Origin of the sequence: Aestuariivirga litoralis, from assembly GCF_003234965.1 — a bacterium.
GTDB classification, from domain to species: Bacteria; Pseudomonadota; Alphaproteobacteria; order Rhizobiales; family Aestuariivirgaceae; genus Aestuariivirga; species Aestuariivirga litoralis.
Window position 1 is genome coordinate 442,182 of record NZ_QKVK01000002.1, and the last position, 20,463, is coordinate 462,644.

Here is a 20,463-nt window from a genome sequence, read left to right on the forward strand (position 1 = left end):
TGTTCTCGGCGAACATTATGTTGGAAAATTGATTGACGGATTCTCCCCAGATATGGGCCCTGCTGGCCGTCGCTGCCGCCGTAGTGGCGGTCATGGGAATTGCCGCCATCAACGCCTTCGGCCGCGTGGCGCAGCGCCGCCTCGGGCCGCCCACCCTGTCTCTCCCCGTACAACCGGACCAGACACCGCTCGACCGCGCCGTGGCGCCCCTCCTGGCACAACACCCCGCCGAAAGCGGCCTGATGCTGATGACCTCGAGCATCACCGCCTTCCGTGCCCGGCTCGAAACCGTGCGCCTCGCCGGGCGCAGCCTCGACCTGCAGTACTATTTCTGGAAGCGTGATCTCACCGGGCAGATCCTCATCCGCGAGGTTGCCGCCGCTGCCGAACGCGGCGTGCGGGTTCGCCTCCTCCTCGACGACATCAACTCCTTCGGGCTCGATCCGTCGCTGCTGGCGCTCGACAGCCATCCCAACATCGAGGTGCGCCTGTTCAACCCGAGCCGCAGCCGCACGGACACCTTCCGGCGCGGCCTGGAGCTTACCTTCAAGTACTTCACGGCCACCCGCCGCATGCACAACAAGTGCTGGCTGGCAGATGGCCGCGTGCTGATTGCCGGCGGCCGCAACATCGGCGACGAATATTTCGATGCCTCGGCCGATGCCAACTTCCACGACATCGACGTGCTTGCCGTCGGCCATTGCCTTGGTGAGGCGCAGGCCAATTTCGACCGCTACTGGAACAGCGAGCCGGCGCTGCCCATTCGAAACCTGCACAAGCTCCGCCAGATGCGCCGTCCGCGGTTTTCCCGTCTCGTGAAGAGGCTGGACGAGCATGCGCGGTCCGACCGTGCCCAGGCGATGCTGCGCCACGTGAGCACGAATTCGAAGGCCCCGGACCTCAGCGATCCGGAAGCACTCGCCTGGTCGCAGGGCGTCGAAGTGGTGGCGGACCCGCCGGAGAAGGCGGCCGGCCTCGCGCGTGACAATTGGATGGGCCAGCGCATCAACGCGCTCATCGCCGCCGCCCGGGAAAGCCTGCTCATCAGCTCACCCTACTTCATTCCCGGGGCCGCAGGCGCGCGCACGCTGAGCGGTCTGGCCACCGCTGGCCGCACCATCCGCATCCTGACCAATTCGCTCGCGGCAACCGATGTCATCGCCGTGCATGGCGCTTATGCACGCTATCGCCGCGCGCTGCTGTCAGCGGGCGTCCAGATTTACGAGCTGAAACCGGAGCCGAAGCGGCACCGCGCCTCGCTCTTCGGCTCACGCACTGCCAGCCTGCACACAAAGGCCTTCCTCATCGACGGCCGCCAGGGCTTCGTCGGCTCCTTCAACCTCGATCCGCGCTCGGCTTCGATCAATACCGAGATGGGACTGCTCTTCTCCTGCCCCCGCCTGGTGCAGCAACTCAAATCGGCTTTCGAAACGCAGATGGGCCGGGATTTCAGCTATGGCCTCATGCTCCGCCATGGCCACCTCTTGTGGAGCGAACGCAAGAACGGCCGTGACCTCGACCACGCGTCGGAGCCCGAAGCCCCGCTGCGCCGCTCCCTGCCTGCCTGGCTCATCTCGTGGCTGCCCATCGAGTCGCAGCTCTAGCCCCTCAGGCGATCGCCGGCGCGCCGAGCAGCCACAGGCCAAAGCCCGTATAGGCCACCATGCACAGCGCCAGCGGCAGTTCCAGCTTCATCATGCGCTGCGGCGGCAACCCCTCCTCCACCGCCATCGCATGCGCCACCGCCACGCCGATCACATGCCCGATCACCAGCGCCAAGGTCTGCGTGGCATAGATCGCCAGCGCGCCCGAGGCCGTGTTCTGGAACGAGGTCATCACATGCGCATGCCCGATCCCGAAGACATCGGCTCCCCTCTGCAAGGGATCGTTCAGCGCCAGCAGCAGGTATTGCGACTTCACCAGCGTATCGCCGAGGTAATGCGCGAAGTGATAGGCAATCGAGATCGGGATCAGCGAATAGACCAGCCGGCCGCACAGCCTCGTGAGGGAGTCGGGCCGTCCCGCCCACCGCCACCCGGCCCACACCGCGGCGAAGAAGCCCGCCGCCAGCACACCGCTCACCAGCAGGATGCCGATCGTGTTCGCCGCCATCAGCGGTGTGCGGCCCGGATAGTCCAGCGGGTTGATGCCGATGAGCGAGAGCCAGGCGAAGGTGTTGGCGAAGCCGTCGAAGGTGATGGTGCCCAGCGTCAACAGAACGAAGATCACGCCGCTCACCGGCAGCGCGGGCAGCGCAAGCAGCCCCGCACCGGGCCAGCGCAGCCCGCCGCGCCCGAAGGGGGCGGCGGCGCCGAGCTGTGCGAGGAACACCGCGAAGGGGTCGGCCTTGCCCAGCCAGTCCTTCACCCCAAAAGCCAGCACGGCCGCGAAGCCCACCGCGAGATAGACACAGACAGCGGTCGCAAGAATTGCAGGATCCTCGGGCGCAGGCCAGACCAGCTGGAACCACGCGAAGGCGAAGAAGATCAGCACGGCGGGCCAGTAGGACGCCCAGGCTGGATAGCGCAGCGGCGGCGCATGGTCCTCATGCCCTAAGCGCCCGCGCAGCAATGCCGCAGGACCCGTGAAGGGGTTGAGCGCCTGCCACAGGTTGCCGAACAGCGGATGCAGCATCACGATCTCCACCCACCACAGCGTCCAGATGGCGAGCGGCAGGAGATTTTCCACCGGGTCGCGCGGTCCGAGGAAACCCAGCACGAGCAAGGCCGCGAGAATGAGTGCCGAGACCAGGCTCGTCACCTGCGCCACGGCGGGCGACAGCGGCTCCGGAAGTGATGCCGCCTTCATGGCCAAACGCGGCAGCAGCGTGACGGCGATGAAGGAGACCAGCACCGCGGCGGCACCGCCCGCGATCACCCAGCCCGTGGGCAGCAGCATCACGAAGCCGCGCCCGGCGGCATGGGCGAAGGCAGGCCCCGTCAGCAGCAGCAGCGCGGCGATGGCGAGGGCCAGCCGCTGCATGCTCAGATGCCCACGTAGCGGTCGATCAGCGCGCGGTCCTTGGCGAGGTCGGCCGCGCTCTCGAGCCCCGTCACGCGCCCGTTTTCGACGAAGGCCACGCGGTCGGCGACCGGCAGCACGGCATCGACGCGCTGCTCCACCAGCAATGTCGTCACGCCGTGTTCCTTCAGGTCCAGCACCGACTGGCGGATGCGCGCGATCATCGCCGGCATCAGGCCCTCCGTCGGCTCGTCGAGCAGCAGCAGCTTGGGCGAGATGCACAGGGCCCGCGCCATGGCCAGCATCTGCTGTTCGCCGCCGCTCATCGTGCCCGCGCGTTGCGAGAGCCTGTCCTTCAGCAGCGGGAACAGCGCGAGCACGTGCTCCAGCACCTCCGGCCCGGAATTGCGCGTCATCAGGCCAACACGCAGGTTCTCCATCACGGTGAGGTCGGAGAACAGCCGCCTGCCCTGCGGCACATAGCCCACGCCATGGCGCGGCACTTCGTGCGCGGGCAGCTTCGACAGTTCCGTGCCGTCAAGCGAGATCGACCCGCCGCGCGCCGCCACGAGCCCCATGATTGCTTTCAGGGCGGTCGTCTTGCCCGCGCCATTGCGCCCGAGCAGGCACAGGATCTCGCCCTTCTCAGCCGTGAGCGAGAAGGAGCGCAGCACCTGCGCCTCCCCATAGAAACAGTCGACCCCGCGCATCTCCAGCATCAGCCCGTCCCCAGATAGGCGGCCTGCACGGCAGCATTGGCGTGGACCTCCTGCGGCGTGCCCTCGGCGAGGATTGAGCCCCTGTCCAACACGGTGATGCGGTGGGCAAGTTCCATCACGAGCGGCATGTTGTGCTCGATCAGCAGCACCGTCTCGTCCCTCGCCACGTCGCGCACCAGCGTGATGAAATTGTCGATCTCGGCATCGGACAGCCCCTGCGTGGGCTCGTCGAGGATCAGGAGCTTCGGCTTCAGCGCCAGCCCCATGGCCACTTCAAGCAGGCGCTGGTGGCCATAGGCGAGCGTGCCGGCGATCTGCGAGGCGCGATCCGCCAGCCCCACCCGCGCCAGCGGCTCGAGGCTGGCCCGGCCACCCGGCTGGTGCGCGGCCAACGCCACGTTCTCGGCCACCGACAGGTTCTGGTAGATTGAGGTGATCTGGAACGTATAGGCGATGCCCTTCTGCACGCGGGCGTAGGCGGGAAGCTCCGTCACGTCCTCGCCCTCGAAGAGAATTGTTCCGGCGCTGGGCGCGATGCGGCCGGAGATCAGGCTCACGAAGGTGGTCTTGCCCGCGCCATTGGGCCCGATCACCGCGCGCACCTCGCCCTTCTCGACGCGGAAGTTCACGTCACTCACCGCCTTCAGCCCACCGAAGTTCTTCGACAGGCCGCGCGTTTCCAGCAGCACCGTCATGGCAGCCACCGCCACAAGCGCTGGCGCAGAGTGCCGAGGATACCCTTGGGAAAGAACAGCACCAGCAGGATCAGCACCACGCCGACGAAGAGCAGGCTCGCCGAGGTGAAGCCCGAGGCAAAATCGACGAGCAGGAACATGAGCGCTGTGCCCAGCACCGGCCCCAGCACGGTGGCGGCCCCGCCGAGCAGCGTCCACAGCAGCGGGTGGATCGAATACTGGATCGAGGCCAGCGTCGAGCCCGCATAGGCGAAGAGCAGCGCATAGGCCGCACCCGAGAAGGCCGCAAAGGAGCCTGACAGCACGAAAGCGATGAGCTTGTAGCGCTTCACGTCATAGCCCAGCATCGCCGTGCGGTTCTCGTTCTCGCGGATCGCCACCAGCACGTGGCCGATCTTCGAGCGCACGACGGCGAGGCACGCCGCAATGGCAAGCGCCAGGAACACGAGCGCGATATTGTAGCGCAGGACGGGGTCGGCGAGGTTCACCACATGGCCGAAGAGCGAGAAGACCCGCTGGTCGTCCTTGATGACGATCCCCTCGTCGCCGCGCGTGATGTCGCCGAAATAGAGCACCGTAAGGAAGGCCGCCTGGCTGAACATCAGCGTCACGATCATGAAGGCAACACCGCTCGCGCGGAGTGCGATGAGCCCGATGACGGTGGAGACGATGACGCCGCAGACCGCCGCGAAGAGGAAGGCCTCGGGCACCGCCATGCCGAGCCGCGTGACACCCAGCGCCGCCGCATAGAGGCCGGTGGCGAAGAACATGGCATGGCCGAGGCTCAGCAGGCCCGCATAGCCGAAGAGGATATTGTAGCCCAGCGCATAGACCGCCAGCACCATGATGCGGGTCGCGGTCAGCACCGCATAGTCGCTCGCCACGAACTGCAGCAGGAACAGCGCCACAATCACCGCGCCGTGGAGCAGGAGGACGCGCGCCGTCATCGGGCCGGCACCCCGAACAGCCCCTGCGGCCGGAACACCAGCACCAGCGCCACGGCCAGCGTGGCGATGATCGAAGCCAGGGTGGGCGAGAAGAACATCGAGATGATGCCGTCGCTGAGCCCGATGATGATGGCGGCAATCACGCTGCCCTTGATCGAACCGAGCCCGCCGATGATGACGACGATGAAGCTCATCAGCAGCGGGTCGAGCCCCATCAGGTAATGCGCCTGCTGGATCGGCACGATCAGCACCGCGGCGATGGCGACAAGGGCGGCACCCGCCACGAAGACGGCGGAATAGACCTGGTTCACCGGAATGCCGAAGGCGGTCGCCGTCTCGCGGTCGAACTGGGTGACGCGCATGATGAGGCCGAGCTTCGTCTTCGCCAGCACCCACCACACGCCGAGCAGCAACGCCACGGAGGCCAGCACCACGAACAGCTTGTAGCCCGAGAAGCCGAACCACGGCAGCGCGATGCGGTAGGTGAAGGGCGCCGACACCGCCTTGGCATCGGCCCCGAACACGGTGAGCGCCAGTTGCTGGATGACGAACATCAGCCCGATGGTGGCGACGATGGTGGCCTCGGGGTCATAGTTGATGCGCCGCAGCAGCAGCCGTTCGGTGACGAAGGCCAGTGCCCCCACCGCGAGCGGCGCGACGATGAGCGCCACGACGAAGCCCGCAGCCGGACCGCCCGGCACCGACTTCGCCACGAACCACGCCAGCATGGCGCCCAGCATGAAGAACTCGCCATGCGCCACGTTGACCACGCGCATGACGCCGAAGACCAGCGACAGGCCCAGCGCCGAGAGCGCCAGGACGGCCGCGGCCACCGTGCCTTCGAGAATGGCGAGCAGGAGATGCGGGAAGAAGCCCAAGTCACACAGCCGTCAGCAAGGGAAAAGGATGGCCGGGGCGAGGCCCGGCCATGATGTGCGTGTGACGGCTCAGAGCGCCATCTTGGAATAGTCGTCCTCGGGCTCGTACATGCCCTCCTCGATGGTCGTGCGATAGACCAGTTCGCCCACGCCGTTCTTCACCTGGGTGATGTTCTGATGGCCAAAGACCTGGTGGATCTTGCCATTGAAGATCTTGTCGCCCTGCGGGTGCTCGTTGCCCTCGGGGATCGTGGTGATGGCCTCCACCGCCTCGATCAGCTTGCCGCGGTCGGCCGTCGTCTTGTAGCCCGCCGCCTCCATCGCCTGCTTGATGATGTAGAGCGTCTCCCAGCAGCCGAACATGTGGGAATAGGTCGAGACGTCATTGGGGTCGGAGACGCTGGCGCCATACTGGTCCACGCCCACCTTGCCGCGATAGAAGGTGTCGGCCTCGGTGGGCTTCGCACCGGCGTAGCGCGGATAGGCTTCCCAGAAATAGGAGCCCTCGAGGAACTCGAGGCCCGGGCTCTTGAGGCTCACCGCCTCGAGGCTGTCGATGAAGCCGAAGAGCGGGGGATGGTTCGAGCCATAGAACTCGCCCAGTTCCTTGACGAAGGTCAGCACCGCCGGCCCCACCATCACGTGGTAGATCACCTCGGTGTCGGCCGGGATCTGCGCGAAGTAGCGCGAGAAGGAGGTCTCGGTCGGCGGGATCGGGATCAGCGCATTGACCTCGCCGCCCTGCGCCTTGATGGCGGCGGAGAAATAGTCGCGGTGGTCATAGCCGAAGGCGAAGTCCGGGAAGATCATGGTGACCTTCTTGCCCAGGTTCTTGGCGATCCACGGCGCCATGGAGATGACCTGGCTGCGCACGTCCGTGATGCCCGGCTGGAAGGTGTAGCGATTGAGCTTGCCGGAGGCGACGTGATGGCCTTCCGAAACCACGAAATAGGGAATCTTCAGTTCGCCGGCACGCGGGGCCGAGCCCATCACCACATGGCTGAACAGCGTGCCGAAGGCCACGTCGCACTTGTGCTGGGTGGCGAATTTCTCGACCACTTCGGCACCGCGGCCGGGGTCCGTCGCATCATCTTCGGGCACGATCTCGATGGGCCGGCCGGAGATGCCGCCGGCCTCGTTGATCAGCTTCACCGCCGCATTGGTGGTCTGCTCGTACCACTTGCCATAGGCCGCGCCGATGCCGGTGCGGTGCACCTGGAAGCCGATGCGGATCGGTTCGGAGGATTGCGCCTGCGCATAACGGACGTAACCGGGCCCCATCAGGGCGGCAGCGGCACCCGCACCGCCGAGCTTCAGGGCGGAACGGCGGGAAATGAGCGTCTTGTCAGGCACGATCAGTTTGCGTTTCGACATGGTTTCCTCCGGTTATGTTTTCGCCCCCGTATGCGGGGTGCGTGGTCTGGCGCCGGAAGGGATCATATCAAAAGCGAGGCTGCCGGATAGGGGGCGGTGCGGCAAACTGCAATTGATTGTAACCACACAGTGTGGGACGCTGAGGTTGTGTATAGCTCCGCGGCACCAATCAGGGAGGCAGAAACCATGGATCTTTCAGCAATCGGCCGTCAGTACGGCCTCGACCCGGCGCAGACCGAGGCGGCGGTTGCCGCCCTCGCCCCCGTCATTGCGGCGGGCTTCAAGCAGAGCGCCGGCTCGGGCAATGGGCTCGGTTCCATCTTCGACGCGTTGCAGCAGGATGAGCAGCGGGGCCAGATCGCCTCGCCGACGGACGCTGGCAATGTGGTGCTGGGCCAGATCTTCGGCTCGAAAGACGTGAGCCGCGGCGTCGCCCAGCAGCTCTCGGCCAGTTCCGGCATCAGTTCGACCATCCTCAAGCAGCTCCTGCCGGTGATCGCGGCCTATTTCGTGAGCCAGATGATGAGCGGCAAGGCTGCTTCGGCCTCCACCGGCTCGGGCGGTGGCGGCCTTGGTGACATTCTGGGCCAGGTGCTCGGCGGCGGCGCGGCCCCACGTTCGGCCCCTGCCCCGCAGCAAGCACCGGGGGGCGGGCTCGGCGACATCATCGGCAACATCCTGAACGGCGCCGGCCAGCCGCCGTCGCGCCAGTCGGCACAGCCCGCCTCCGATGGCGGTCTCGGCGACATTCTCGGCCAGGTCCTCGGCGGGGCCCAGGGTGGCCAGGCAAGACAGGGCGGCGGCGGTCTCGCCGATGTCCTTGGCGGCATGCTCGGTGGTGGCCAGCCTCAGGGCGGCGGCGGCCTCGGTGACATCCTGGGCCAGGTGCTGGGCGGAGCCGGCGGTGCGCAGAAGGCGAGCTCGGCGGATGATCTTCTGGCCAGCGTGCAGGCCGCGCTGCGCGGGCGCTGAATCACATTGTGAAGGCTGCGGCGCTCACCCGATGCGCCGCAGCAGTTCCACCAGCGCGCGCTGCTCCGCCGCATCGAGCGGCTGCAAGGTTTCGGCGGTAATGGCCGTTGCTGCGGAAACGCCGCGCGCCACGGCCGCCACACCTTCGCGGGTGATCGACACGCGCATGCGCCGCCCGTCCTCGGGGTCGGGCGCGGTCTTCACAAAGCCGCGCTTCAGCAGGCGATCGACCACGCCCTTGATGGTGGCGGCATCCATGGCCGTCTCGCGGCCCAGCAGGTTCTGCGACAGGGATTCGAATTCGGCGAGCTTGACGAGCGCCGCCCATTGCGTCGGCGTCAGCTCATCGATCATGTGCCCAGCGAAGATCGCCGCATGGCGCTGGCCCGCACGGCGAAGATAGAAGCCCACCTGGTCTTCCAGGCGGTAGCCGCCCAGCGCGGTCGCCTTCGCCTCCGCACCGGCCATGGCTCACTTCTCCACAAAGGCCTTTTCGATGACGTAGCTGCCCGGCTCGTTGCTCGAACCCTCGGTGAAGGACATGCCCTTCAAGAGCCCGACGATGTCAGCGAGGAAGGCAGGCGAGCCGCAGATCATCACCCGGTCATGCGCCGCCTCGACGGGCGGCAGGCCCAAGTCCTGCGCCATCCTGCCATTGCCCATCAGCAGCGTAATGCGGCCGCGGTTCCTGAATTCCTCGCGCGTCACCGTGGGGTAGTAGAGCAGCTTGGCGCGCACGTCCTCGCCCAGGAGCTCGTCGTTCGGCAGCTGGTTCTCGATCTCGTCGGCATAGGCAAGTTCGGCGGCGGTGCGGCAGCCATGGACGAGGATCACCTTCTCGAAACGCTCATAGACGGCAGGGTCCTTGACCAGGCTCATGAAGGGCGCCAGCCCCGTGCCGGTGCCGAGGAGGTAGAGGTTGCGGCCGGGCGTCAGGTTGTCGAGCAGCAGCGTGCCGGTGGGCTTCTTGCCGACCAGGATCTTGTCGCCCACCTGGATGTGCTGGAGCTTGGAGGTGAGCGGGCCGTCGGCCACCTTGATCGACAGGAATTCAAGCTCGTCGGCGTAATTGGGGCTCACCAGCGAATAGGCGCGCAGCAGCGGCTTGCCGTTCACCTCGAGGCCGATCATCGTGAACTGGCCGTTCTCGTAGCGGAAGGCCGGCGAGCGGGTGGTCTTGAAGCTGAACAGGCGATCGGTCCAGTGATGGACGCTCAGCACTTCTTCCTCATACAACGCACTCATGGGCCGCCCCGATCCTCAAATTTGTTTGTATACATACAAAAAATATGGGATCATGGCAGCCCTGTCAACCGTGATTTCGCACCTGCGAAGGATTGCCATGGACGCCCCGACGGACAAGATCCGCTGCGATGCCTGCCCCGTGCTCTGCTTCATCCGGGAGGGCATGCTGGGCGCCTGCGACCGCTATGCCAACAAGGGTGGCGTGCTGACGAGGGTAGACCCCCATGTGCTGCTGGAGCGCACTGTCGCCCAGGGCGGCGGCCTCGTGCCCTTCCTTCCCTCCTCGCGTGACTGGGACGGCTCGATCGTCCGCGAGCCGCAGACCTTCGTCACCGCCATCGGTGCCGGCACCACCTATCCGGACTACAAGCCCGCGCCCTTCATCGTCTCTTCCGAGGTCGACGGCGTGGACATGGTCACCGTGGTGACCGAGGGCATCTTCAGCTATTGCGGCCTCAAGGTGAAGATCGACACCGACCGGCACCTTGGCCACGAAACCGCCGCCGTGCGCGTCGACGGCGAGCAGATCGGCCATGTCACCACCGCCGAATATGGTTCGCAGATGCTGTCGCTCGGCGGCGTGCGCCATTTGACCGGCGGCTCGAAGAAGGAAGGCCGCGTCACCTGCGAGGCGATGCTGGCACTCGCCAACTGCAAACCCGTCGAGGTGACCGTCGATGGCGGCGCAACCGTCGTCATCGAGGCCGGCAAGGCGCCAATCATCAACGGCGTGAAGGAAGAGCGCATGCGGGTGGGCTGCGGCTCCGCCACCATCGGCATGTTCGCCAAGCAGTGGATGGGCCATGTCGACGAGGTGGTGGTGGTCGATGATCACATCACCGGGGTTCTTTCCGAGCACCAGGCGGGCAAGTTCCTGGGCGTGCCGGACACCGGCATCAAGATGAAGGGCCACCGCTCCACCCCGGGCCGCTACTTCAAGGTCGCCCAGCCCGGCACTGGCTGGGGCGGCACCGACCTCACCGACCCGCTGTCGATCCTCAAGCCCTTCGACCCCAAGGAAGCCTGGCCCGGCCTGCGCATGCTCATGGTTTCGACCACCGGCGAACACCACGCCTATTTCGAACTCGACGCAGCGCTCGCCCCCGTCGAGAAGGAACTCCCTCCCGCTCTGCGCCTGTCCGTCGACCGCATCCAGGAGAATTGCGAGCCGGCTCTCTCCACCGTCCTCTTCATGGCAGGCGCGGGCGGATCCCTGCGCGCCGGTGTCACCGAAAACCCGGTGCGGCTCACGCAATCGGTGAAGCAGGCCATCACCCGCGTCACGGCAGGGGGAGCGCCCTGCTATGTCTGGCCCGGCGGCGGCATCACCTACATGGTGGACGTCACGCTGCTGCCTGAAAACGCCTTTGGTTCGGTGCCCACCCCCGCCCTCGTCGCCCCCATCGAGTTCACCATGAGCAAGGCGGACTATGCGGCCCTCGGTGGTCACATGGACGAGCTCCGGACGCTCGCCGACATTGCCGGGGACGGATCGAAAAGGCGCATCGCGGTGTGATGGCTCAGCGCAAGCTGTGCGACAACTAAGAACAAGTTGGTGATAAATAGAATCTCCAGCGACAGATACTGTTAACTTTGCCAGCTTGCATGGCCCATTCCCAGGGTCTTCCGTCAGCCATCCGTCAGCTTTGACGGGCTAACCAGCATGACGATCGCTGATTACGCCGGCCCTTGCCGGTTTATTCCAGCACATGCCGGTGAATGAGAAGGGGAACACCATCCATGGCACAGATTTCGTTCAAGCTGAATGGCGTGGCGCGCACCGTCACGGTCGACAACATCGAGACGCCGCTGCTCTGGGTTCTGCGCGACCTGCTCGGATTGACCGGCACGAAATATGGCTGTGGCGTCGAGATCTGCGGCGCCTGCACGGTGCTGGTCAACGGCCAGCCTGAAAAGTCGTGTGACGAATCGATCGGCGAAGTGGCCGGCAAGTCGGTGATGACCATCGAGGCGCTGAACAGCGATCCGCTCGGCGCCAAGCTGCAGGCCGCCTGGCTGCAACATCAGGTGCCGCAATGCGGTTTCTGCCAGTCCGGCATGCTGATGGCGGCCTACGGGCGGCTGAAGGCCGGCGAGTCGCGCGCCTCCACCGCGTCAGGCCTCAGCAATATCTGCCAGTGCGGAACCTTCCAGCGCGTGAAGGAGGCGATCCTCAGCCTCCCTGGCGTCGCCTGAGCCCGAAGCCAACAGCAGGAGATCACACCATGCGTGACACCGCACAGGACGACAGCCTCGTTCTCGACCGCCGCAGCTTCATCGGTGGCGCTGCCGCTGCCTTTCTCATGCCGGTCAGCCTTGGCCTCACCGCCTCTCCCGCGGCGGCGGCGACCGGGGTGGGCGCCTATATCCGCATCGACGCCGACAACACGGTGACACTGATCACCGGCCAGACCGAGATGGGCCAGGGCATCGGCAGCGGCCTCGCCCAGATCATGGCGGAGGAGCTGATGCTCGACTGGGCGCAGGTGCGCTTCGAGCATGCCCCCGTCAATCCCGCCGTCTATGGACTTCCGGGCTGGGGGCTGCAGCTCACTGGCGGCTCGACCTCCACCATGATGTGGTACACGCCGCTGCGCACCGCCTCGGCCAAGGCGGCCTGGCGCCTGCGCGCAGCCGCGGCGCTCACCTTCGGTGGCACGCAGGCGCAATGGTCGCTTGTCGTGGGCGGCAAGCTCCGCCACGCAACATATGGCGAGAAGACCTTTGCCTCCGTGCTCGGCAAGATCGCCAGCACAAGCGATCCGGCCTCGGTGTCCTTTGCCGGCACGAAGCGCATCGTCGGCCAGGGGGTGCGCCGCCTCGACCTTGCGGGCAAGGTCAATGGCACGGCGAAGTTCGGCACGGACGTGATGCTGCCGGGCATGGTATTTGCCAGCGTCGTGCACTGCCCCACCATCACCGGCACGGTGAAGAGCTGCCCGACGAGCGCCGCGGGTGCCCTCGCGGTCGTCAACCTGGGTAACGCGGTTGGCGTCGTCGCCTCCAATACCTGGGCCGCCATGCGCATCGCCAATTCGCTGCAGTCCAAGGTCACATGGACCCTGCCTGCCGACCTGTCGCTGCTCGATTCCGCCGCCCTCGCGAGCAAGGCCCAGGCGCTGCAGGCAGCTGCGAAGCCCGCCAACCTCCAGGTCTTCGAGACGGCGGGAACGCCAGGCGCCGGCACCGGCAAGCTCGACGCCATCTACAAGACGCCCTTCCTGGCCCATGCCTGCATGGAGGTGCTGAACGCCACGGTCCAGGTGACGAAGACCAACGGCGTCGTCAGCAAGGTGGAACTCTGGCTTCCCACCCAGGGCCAGAGCTTCATTGCGGCCACCGTGCGTTCCGTGGCAGGTCTTGCCAATCTCACCGATGCCCAGATCAAGGTGAACTCCATGCTCTGCGGTGGCGGCTTCGGCCGCAAGATCGAGCAGGACTATGTGCTGCAGGCGGTCAAGCTCGCGGTGGCTGTCGGCAAGCCCGTCAAGCTCACATGGTCGCGCCCGCAGGACTTCAAGAACGACAAGTACCGTCCTTATGCCTCCATGCGGGTGCGCATGGGCGGCGACGCAAACGGCATCACCGGGCTTGTCTACCGCAATGTCTCGGCCTCCATCACCTTCCAGCAAGGCACCAACCCGGAGGACACGGGGGCAGTGGCGGGCGCGGTGAAGCTGCCCTACGCCATTCCCAACCGCCGCATTGAGTTCGCCCCCCTGCCGACCGCCATTCCACTCGGCTACTGGCGTTCGGTTGGCGAATCCTACAACACCTTCGCCGTCGAGAGTGCCATCGACGAGTTGGCCATGGCGCTGGGCCAGGATCCGATCGCCTATCGCCTGCGCATGCTGACTGCCGACGCCCGTGCCACCAAGGCGCTGCAGACGTTGAAGAACTCACCCAACTACACCGCCATGCCCACCATGCGGCGCGGCGTCGCCTTCCTCAGGGGTTTCAACAGCTACGTGGCGCTGGCGCTCGAGATTGCGCTCGACTCCGCCTCGCGCATCAAGGTCACCAAGGCCCACTATGTGGTTGACTGCGGCGTGGTGATCAATCCCAACGCGGTCGAGGCACAGATGCAGGGTGGCCTGGTTCACGGAATCTATTCCGCGCTCTACAACCGCGTCAGCTTCGTTAATGGCGTGCCGCAGGTGCAGAACTTCTCCAACTACCGGGTGCTCACCCCGCGCGACATGCCGAAGGTCACGGTGGATATCCTGCAGGGCGATCCGGCAACCGCCATGCCCGGCGGCATCGGCGAGGCAGGCGTGCCCTGCGTTGCCCCGGCACTTGCCGCCGCCTGGCACCGCATGAGCGGCACGCGGGTGCGCGAACTTCCCTTCCACCCCGGCGCCACCATGTCGGACGACTGAGGCGCGGCCAACCTGCCCGGTGCCCTCAGGGTGCCGCGGTGGTGGCCGTACCAGTGGTGGAACCGGTGAGTGAAGCTGACGGCGGAAGCTCCGTGCCCGCCGGGAAGACCTCCGCACCGATACCACTGATCTCCACGGCCCCGCCCTCCTCCGGCAGGATGCCGATGAAGTCGCCATAACCCGCCTTCATCACCGGCACCTTGTAGATGAACGAATAGCTCGCCAGCTGGTCGCCGAGGTCAAAGCGCTGCCAGCCGGAATTGCCCACCTCGTTGGTCGAGTAGGCAACGGCGAAGGACTTGCCCGGCGCGTCGGACGCGCGGCGTGCCATCACCGTTACCCGCACGGCCTGGCCGCTCGCTGCCTGCTCGAAAGCAGGTGGCAGGGTGAGATAGACGCCAGGCTTTCCGAAGGCTGGTGCATTCGATTTCATTCCTGACAGGCGCACGACCGCAATGTCACCTGCTGCGCCGGCCATGGGTGCAATGGTGGCGCCTTCCGGGGCGGTGAGGCCGGCCATACCCTTGACGTCCGCCACGGTTTCGTAGCGCGCGGTGGCCGGAAGCGGGGCCGGTGGCTCGCTCTTGCCTTCCGCGGTCACCTGCCCGCCATTGGCGAAGGTGGGCAGCGCCAGCGATGCGGGCAAGTATGGCCTGGCAAACACCAATACGCCGGCAAACACCGCCACCGCAAAGGCAACGATCGCCGCTGCAACCAGCCAACCCCATCTCACGCCCGTATTCTCCACAAACAATCTCCCTGCCGGGGCCCGCGCCGTTCCGCCCGTCCGGTCCGATAAACTCATTTGGCGACAGCGCCAAGTCAACCGCGAAATGCCGCTGACCCTGCGGCAGCCGGTCGGCGTGGAACGTCGCTTGCCAATGCGCGCGATCACGGGCATCCCCACGGAAACTGACCTCCGGAGTGCCTTGCCCATGTTCACGCCCGCCCTGCTTGACGCTGTCCGCGCCCGCTTCGCCCATGTCGATGCCTGCCCCTTCTCCGGCCTGCGGGTGTTCTTCGAGAATGCCGGCGGCGCGCTTACGTTGAAATCGGTGGTGGAGACCTCCGCCACCTATGCCGCGATCCCCGACAACCAGGGGCGCGACAATCCGGCATCGAAGGCCATCATGGCGGCGATCGACAGGGCAAAGGCCGACATGCGGCTGTTCTTCAATGCGCCCTCGGGCCAGGTTTTCGTCGGCGAGAGCGGCACGGAGGTGCTGTTCCGCCTGGTCCGCACCGCAGCGCTGGGGGCCGCTCCGGGCGGCATCTTGCTGTCGACCACGCTGGAGCACCCCGCCTCGCGCAGCGCCATGGCGCGCTGGGCGGATGTCACGGGCCGGAAACACGTGCTCGTGCCGCATGATGACGCCACGGGCTGCGTCACCGCCGCCGACTACCTGCCCTTCCTCACGCCGGAGATCCGGGTGGCCACCATCGTCCACACCTCGCCGGTCACCGGCATGGCGGTGGACGCGGGTGCCATCGCCGCCGCGATCCGCAAGGCAGCGCCCCACTGTTTCATCATCGTCGACGGCATCCAGCATGCGAGCCATGGCGCGGTGGATGTCGCGGGCCTCGGAATAGATGGCTATGCGATCTCGCCCTACAAGGTGTTCTCGCGCCACGGCTATGGCGTGGGCTGGGCGTCGGACCGGCTGACCGGCTGCACGAAGGAAACCGTCATCGGCGGACCGGCCACCAGCTGGGAAATGGGCACGCGCGATACGGGGAGCTACGCAACCTTCTCGGACGTCGTGTCCTATTTCGACTGGCTCGGCAGCCATTTCACCAGCAGCGAGGATCGCCGCACGCGGCTTGAAGCTGCAGCCGCGGCGATCCACGACCACGAGCACATGCTGGCCGAGGCCATGGTGAATGGCACTGGCAACCTGCGGGGACTGAAGGATATTCCCGGCCTCCACATCATTGGCGGTGCAGCCAATGCGCGGCGCGAGGGCGTGGTCTCGGTCTGGCTCGAGGGCCGGCCCAGCGAGGAGGTGGTGAGCTTCCTCAATGACCGCGGCATCCGCACCCACACCCGCAAGGCGGACCATTACAGCGGCAACGTCCTGTCACCCCTCGGCCTCAAGGATTGCGTGCGCATCTCCTTCAGCCACTACAATACGCTGGCCGAGGTGGCGCAGTTCCTGACCGCGATGAACGAGTTCACCTCCGCCTGATCATCGGCTAGCCTCTCCCCGAAACGGGACGGAGCAGCATGATCGATTTCCCCATCACCGACACCCATGTCCACCTGCTGGACACCTCGAAGTTCAAGTATGGCTGGGCGTCGGGTGCCCCGAAGCTCGGGCGCGACTGGACCATCCATGATCTTGAGCAGGCCGCGAAGCCCTACGTCATCGAGAGCATGGTCTTCGTCGAGGTCGACGTCGACTATCCCCAGCACATGGACGAGGCGGAGTGGGTGCAGCAACTCGCCCAGGGCGACTCGCGGCTGAAGGGCTGCGTCGCCTCGCTGCCGCTCGAGGAAGGGCCAAAGCTCGAGGCCGATGTTGAAAGGCTGTCCGGGTTTCCGGTGGTGCGTGGCATCCGGCGGCTGATCCAGAACAAGAGCGACCCCGAATTCGTGCTGCGGCCAGACTTCATTGCGGCGACGAAACTGTTGCCCAAGTATAACTACAGCTTCGACGTTTGCATTTACCACCATCAGTTCGGCAATGTGATCGAGTTCATCCGCCGCTGCCCCGAGGTATCCTTCATCCTCGACCACATCGGGAAGCCCGGCATCAAGGATGGCCTGATGGAACCATGGAAGCGGCACATCCGCGAACTGTCGCAGATCCCCAATGTGATGGTGAAGCTCTCGGGCGTCACCACCGAGGCCGACCACGAAAACTGGACCCGCGAACAGCTGCGGCCCTACATCGACCACGTCATCGAGAGCTTCGGCTTCAACCGCATCATGTATGGCGGCGACTGGCCGGTGGCGGAGCTGGCAGGAAAATATACCGACTGGATTCAGGTGCTTGACTGGGCGACTTCGGGCTCGACGCCGGAGGAAAGGCGCAAGCTGTTCCGTGACAACGGAATTCGCGCCTATCGCCTGTAGCTAGTTCGACGGCGGCGGCGACTGGATGGCGGCCTGCTTGCCGGTGCAGATCGGCGGCAGGTCCTTGTCGCCGAACCAGATCTCGAAGGTGTTGGGGCGCACCTTCTTGGCGCCGGACCAGATGTTGGTGAGGTTTACCACCTGGATGTCGAAGCCGATGTTGCGCAGCCAGTTGGCGATGGCTTCGGCCTTGGGCACGTCGTCATCGTTCATGGCGCGGATTTCATTCACCTTTCCATCCCACTTCGCCATGGCGATGGAGGGCACCGTGATGGCCGCGCCATCGGTATCCTTGAGGCCGGTCAGGAGCTTCGAGAAGCAGGCGCGCTGCTGCTCGTTGAGAACATTGACGAAAACCCGCGACGGCAGGCGGCCGACGGCCTCCTTGAACACCGCCTGGACATTGGTGTTGGTCTGGGCTGCGGCGGTGAGCGCGCGCTCCATGGCGGGCAGCAGCTGCGGGTCGGAGGCGTTGTTGGCGTAGTCGAGCTGGGCGGCCACGAACTCGACGGGCACCTTGTCGTTCTTCAGCAGGTACTCGAACATGGCGATCCCGTATTTCTGGCGCTCCGGCTTGTCGTCGGATACGAGATCGATCATCGTCTTGAGATCATTCACGTTCTGCTGCCAGCGCGTGTAGTAGAGGCCCATCCCCGCGATGGTCAGCGGGATCATGATGGTGGCCGTCATCTGGAGCATGATGTCGCGCCACGCGCGGGCGCGCTCGCGGATTTCCGATGCCTTCGGCGATTCAGCCATGGGTGTCCCTGTTCCTCACGCCCGCCCTCACACCAAGGGAATGCAGCAAAAGCGTGACGGAGCCCGGAATCCCGGGCCCCGTACCGAGACTTACACGGTCTGCGGCCGCATGTCCTTGGCGTCGATGCCGGCCACGGCAACGGGCTTCTTCATGGCGTCGCGGCGGAAGGGCTCACCCAGTTCCTGGTTGATCATGGCCTCGATGAGGGTCGTCTTGCCGTGCTTCATCTGGTCATCGATCGCCTTGGCGAGCGCATCGCGCAGCTCGTCCATGGTGTAGGCGACAACCCCTTGAAGTCCGCAGGCTTTTGCGATGCCGGCGTAGCTCACCTGGGTGTCGAGTTCGGTGCCGACGAAGTTGTCGTCATACCAGAGGGTCGAGTTGCGCTTCTCGGCACCCCACTGGTAGTTGCGGAACACCACCTGGGTGATGGCCGGCCATTCCTTGCGGCCGATGGCGGTCAATTCCGTCACCGCGATGCCGAAGGCGCCGTCGCCGGAGAAGCCGACCACGGGCACGTCCGGGCAGCCGATCTTGGCGCCGACGACCGAGGGCAGGCCATAGCCGCAGGGGCCAAAAAGGCCTGGCGCCAGATACTTACGGCCCTGCTCGAAGGTGGGATAGGCATTGCCGATGGCGCAGTTGTTGCCGATGTCGGAGGAGATGATGGCCTCCTTGGGCAGCGCCGCCTGGATGGCGCGCCAGGCCATGCGGGGGCTCATCCAGTCGGGCTTGGCCTTGCGGGCGCGCTCGTTCCACGTCGTGCCGGGGTCGTCTTCCTCGTGGTCCATGGAGGAGAGCTGCTGGGCCCAGCGCGACTTCGTCTGGGCGATCAGGTTCTTCCGCTCCTCGCGGCCGGCATCGCCGGCGGAGGGCGACAGCTTGGCCAGGATGCCTTCGGCTACCTTCTTGGAATCACCCACGATTCCGACGGTCACCTTCTTGGTGAGGCCGATGCGGTTGGGGTTGATGTCGACCTGGATGACCTTGGCCTCCTTGGGCCAGTAGTCGAGGCCATAGCCCGGGAGCGTCGAGAAGGGGTTGAGGCGGGTGCCGAGCGCCAGCACCACGTCCGCCTGCTTGATCAGCTCCATGCCGGCCTTGGAGCCGTTGTAGCCGAGCGGGCCGACGAAGAGCGGGTGCGAACCGGGGAAGGCGTCGTTGTGCTGGTAGCCGACGCAGACCGGGGCGGAAAGCCTCTCGGCCAGCGCTTTCGAGGCCGGGATGGCGCCGCCGAGCACGACGCCCGCGCCGTTGAGGATGACCGGAAACTTGGCTTCCGACAACAACTTAGCGGCTGCGGCGATGGCCTCCTCGCCGCCCGACGGGCGCTCGAAGGCGACGACGGCGGGGAGTTCGATGTCGATCACTTGAGTCCAGAAATCGCGCGGCATGTTGATCTGGGCCGGGGCCGAGAGGCGCTTGGCGTTCATGATCACGCGGTTCAAGACCTCCGCCACGCGGGAGGCATCACGCACCTCCTCCTGGTAGCCGACCATGTCCTTGAACAGGTCCATCTGCTCGACTTCCTGGAAGCCGCCCTGGCCGATGGTCTTGTTGGCGGCCTGGGGGGTGACCAGCAGAAGCGGCGTATGGTTCCAATAGGCTGTTTTTACTGCGGTAACGAAGTTGGTGATGCCCGGGCCGTTCTGCGCGATCATCATCGACATCTTGCCAGACGCGCGGGTGTAGCCGTCGGCCATCATGCCGCCCGAGCCCTCGTGGGCACAGTCCCAGAAGGTGATGCCGGCCTTGGGGAAGAGGTCGGAAATCGGCATGAAGGCCGAACCGATGATGCCGAAGGCATGCTCGATGCCGTGCATCTGGAGAACCTTGACGAAGGCTTCTTCGGTGGTCATGCGCATGGGGTGCTTCCTCGGGTGAATCTGGTTGGTGGCCTTGTAGCGCTCCTGACTGGTACCAGACTAGCACCAGAGGATGGGGACACCGCGGTCCACAACCGGGGGCGTTGGGGTGATGCAAAGCGGGTGATGGATGTTGCGGGCGGATGTGTTTTCGGATGCAAAAACCTTGTTGTTGTTGACACGGTCCCCGGCGGGCAGGTGCAACCGCGCAGGGTTGCGAAATTTTGTTGCGCAAGGTTGGGAAGCCGGGATGCGGACATCAACTGGCCATAATCGGCCGGCGTTGCGTAATTTTGTTGCGCGATGGATGGGAAGGTGGGGCGGTTGTACGGCGACAACCCACCTCATGCCGTCATCCCAGCGCAAGCTGGGACCCAGCTTTCCGCGTGGCCGATGCCCGAAGCTGGGCCCCAGCTTTCGCTGGGGTGACGAGCCAGAGGGGAGTGGGGGGCGACAGTACGACAGGGGGTTGGGTGACCGGCCCCCGTGGGTAAGGGTATGGGCCTATTGCCCTGCCCTGCACCCTGCCGTAGAGGTGGAGTTGAGATGACACCCGCAGCGGGGGAAGCCCCGGGGCGGTCTTGAACAGGAG

General features: G+C 65.7%; 18 protein-coding genes. 7 read left to right on the plus strand and 11 right to left on the minus strand.

All coding sequences use genetic code 11. The features are described from left to right. Window positions 1–92 precede the first annotated feature (92 nt). Window positions 93–1,604 carry a phospholipase D family protein gene (locus tag DK847_RS06035; protein ID WP_111197283.1) on the plus strand — a complete coding sequence of 504 codons (1,512 nt, stop codon included), beginning with the start codon at window positions 93–95 and terminating at the stop codon, window positions 1,602–1,604. A gap of 4 nt (window positions 1,605–1,608) precedes the next feature. Here the strand turns inward: DK847_RS06035 and DK847_RS06040 are convergent, their stop codons facing one another. From DK847_RS06040 to DK847_RS06065, 6 genes are all read right to left on the minus strand, one after another. Continuing rightward, a complete protein-coding gene (locus DK847_RS06040) occupies window positions 1,609–2,982 on the minus strand; it encodes a hypothetical protein (protein WP_111196851.1) in 1,374 nt (457 codons plus the stop codon). Between the two features lie 2 nt (window positions 2,983–2,984). Further along, entirely contained in the window at window positions 2,985–3,680 is a 696-nt protein-coding gene (locus DK847_RS06045; protein ID WP_111196853.1) for an ABC transporter ATP-binding protein, read from the minus strand. Next, window positions 3,680–4,375: an ABC transporter ATP-binding protein gene (locus tag DK847_RS06050; protein WP_111197285.1), complete on the minus strand. Its 696-nt coding sequence runs from the start codon at window positions 4,373–4,375 to the stop codon at window positions 3,680–3,682. The genes DK847_RS06045 and DK847_RS06050 overlap by 1 nt, the downstream gene beginning before the upstream one ends. Next, window positions 4,372–5,322 (minus strand): branched-chain amino acid ABC transporter permease, encoded by a 951-nt coding sequence (locus tag DK847_RS06055; RefSeq protein WP_111196855.1) that lies wholly within the window; start codon window positions 5,320–5,322, stop codon window positions 4,372–4,374. The genes DK847_RS06050 and DK847_RS06055 overlap by 4 nt, the downstream gene beginning before the upstream one ends. After that, entirely contained in the window at window positions 5,319–6,200 is an 882-nt protein-coding gene (locus tag DK847_RS06060) for a branched-chain amino acid ABC transporter permease (RefSeq protein WP_111196857.1), read from the minus strand. Before DK847_RS06060 ends, DK847_RS06055 begins: the two co-directional genes overlap by 4 nt. Before the next feature lie 69 nt (window positions 6,201–6,269). Beyond that, complete coding sequence (locus tag DK847_RS06065; protein WP_111196859.1) at window positions 6,270–7,574, minus strand: ABC transporter substrate-binding protein; 1,305 nt, start codon at window positions 7,572–7,574, stop codon at window positions 6,270–6,272. A gap of 186 nt (window positions 7,575–7,760) precedes the next feature. Here DK847_RS06065 and DK847_RS06070 point away from each other — a divergent pair, with 186 nt between their 5' ends. Further along, the gene (locus DK847_RS06070; protein ID WP_111196861.1) at window positions 7,761–8,546 is read left to right on the plus strand and encodes a DUF937 domain-containing protein; all 786 of its coding nucleotides are present in this window, start codon (window positions 7,761–7,763) and stop codon (window positions 8,544–8,546) included. Window positions 8,547–8,570: 24 nt separating this feature from the next. Here DK847_RS06070 and DK847_RS06075 read toward each other — a convergent pair whose 3' ends face one another. Together DK847_RS06075 and DK847_RS06080 are read right to left on the minus strand one after the other, a co-directional pair. Further along, complete coding sequence (locus DK847_RS06075; protein WP_111196863.1) at window positions 8,571–9,014, minus strand: MarR family winged helix-turn-helix transcriptional regulator; 444 nt, start codon at window positions 9,012–9,014, stop codon at window positions 8,571–8,573. Between the two features lie 3 nt (window positions 9,015–9,017). Next, window positions 9,018–9,791 (minus strand): ferredoxin--NADP reductase, encoded by a 774-nt coding sequence (locus DK847_RS06080; protein ID WP_111196864.1) that lies wholly within the window; start codon window positions 9,789–9,791, stop codon window positions 9,018–9,020. A 97-nt stretch (window positions 9,792–9,888) separates the two neighbouring features. On the opposite strand from DK847_RS06080, the gene DK847_RS06085 reads away from it, so the two are divergent. From DK847_RS06085 to DK847_RS06095, 3 genes are all read left to right on the plus strand, one after another. Then, a complete protein-coding gene (locus DK847_RS06085; RefSeq protein WP_161957171.1) occupies window positions 9,889–11,307 on the plus strand; it encodes a 6-hydroxynicotinate reductase in 1,419 nt (472 codons plus the stop codon). Between the two features lie 224 nt (window positions 11,308–11,531). Further along, on the plus strand, window positions 11,532–11,987 hold the full coding sequence (locus DK847_RS06090) for a (2Fe-2S)-binding protein (protein ID WP_111196868.1): 456 nt from the start codon (window positions 11,532–11,534) through the stop codon (window positions 11,985–11,987). A gap of 29 nt (window positions 11,988–12,016) precedes the next feature. Continuing rightward, window positions 12,017–14,170 carry a xanthine dehydrogenase family protein molybdopterin-binding subunit gene (locus DK847_RS06095; RefSeq protein ID WP_111196870.1) on the plus strand — a complete coding sequence of 718 codons (2,154 nt, stop codon included), beginning with the start codon at window positions 12,017–12,019 and terminating at the stop codon, window positions 14,168–14,170. A 25-nt stretch (window positions 14,171–14,195) separates the two neighbouring features. On the opposite strand, the gene DK847_RS06100 is transcribed toward DK847_RS06095, so the two are convergent. Further along, window positions 14,196–14,903: a hypothetical protein gene (locus tag DK847_RS06100; protein ID WP_146256059.1), complete on the minus strand. Its 708-nt coding sequence runs from the start codon at window positions 14,901–14,903 to the stop codon at window positions 14,196–14,198. A gap of 202 nt (window positions 14,904–15,105) precedes the next feature. Here DK847_RS06100 and DK847_RS06105 point away from each other — a divergent pair, with 202 nt between their 5' ends. Both DK847_RS06105 and DK847_RS06110 read left to right on the plus strand, forming a co-directional pair. Beyond that, window positions 15,106–16,356 (plus strand): aminotransferase class V-fold PLP-dependent enzyme, encoded by a 1,251-nt coding sequence (locus DK847_RS06105; RefSeq protein ID WP_204508246.1) that lies wholly within the window; start codon window positions 15,106–15,108, stop codon window positions 16,354–16,356. A gap of 38 nt (window positions 16,357–16,394) precedes the next feature. Continuing rightward, complete coding sequence (locus DK847_RS06110; protein WP_111196874.1) at window positions 16,395–17,246, plus strand: amidohydrolase family protein; 852 nt, start codon at window positions 16,395–16,397, stop codon at window positions 17,244–17,246. Here DK847_RS06110 and DK847_RS06115 read toward each other — a convergent pair whose 3' ends face one another. Both DK847_RS06115 and xsc read right to left on the minus strand, forming a co-directional pair. Continuing rightward, complete coding sequence (locus DK847_RS06115; protein WP_111196876.1) at window positions 17,247–18,005, minus strand: hypothetical protein; 759 nt, start codon at window positions 18,003–18,005, stop codon at window positions 17,247–17,249. A 90-nt stretch (window positions 18,006–18,095) separates the two neighbouring features. Continuing rightward, window positions 18,096–19,871 carry a sulfoacetaldehyde acetyltransferase gene (xsc, locus tag DK847_RS06120; RefSeq protein ID WP_111196878.1) on the minus strand — a complete coding sequence of 592 codons (1,776 nt, stop codon included), beginning with the start codon at window positions 19,869–19,871 and terminating at the stop codon, window positions 18,096–18,098. Between the last annotated feature and the right edge of the window lie 592 nt (window positions 19,872–20,463).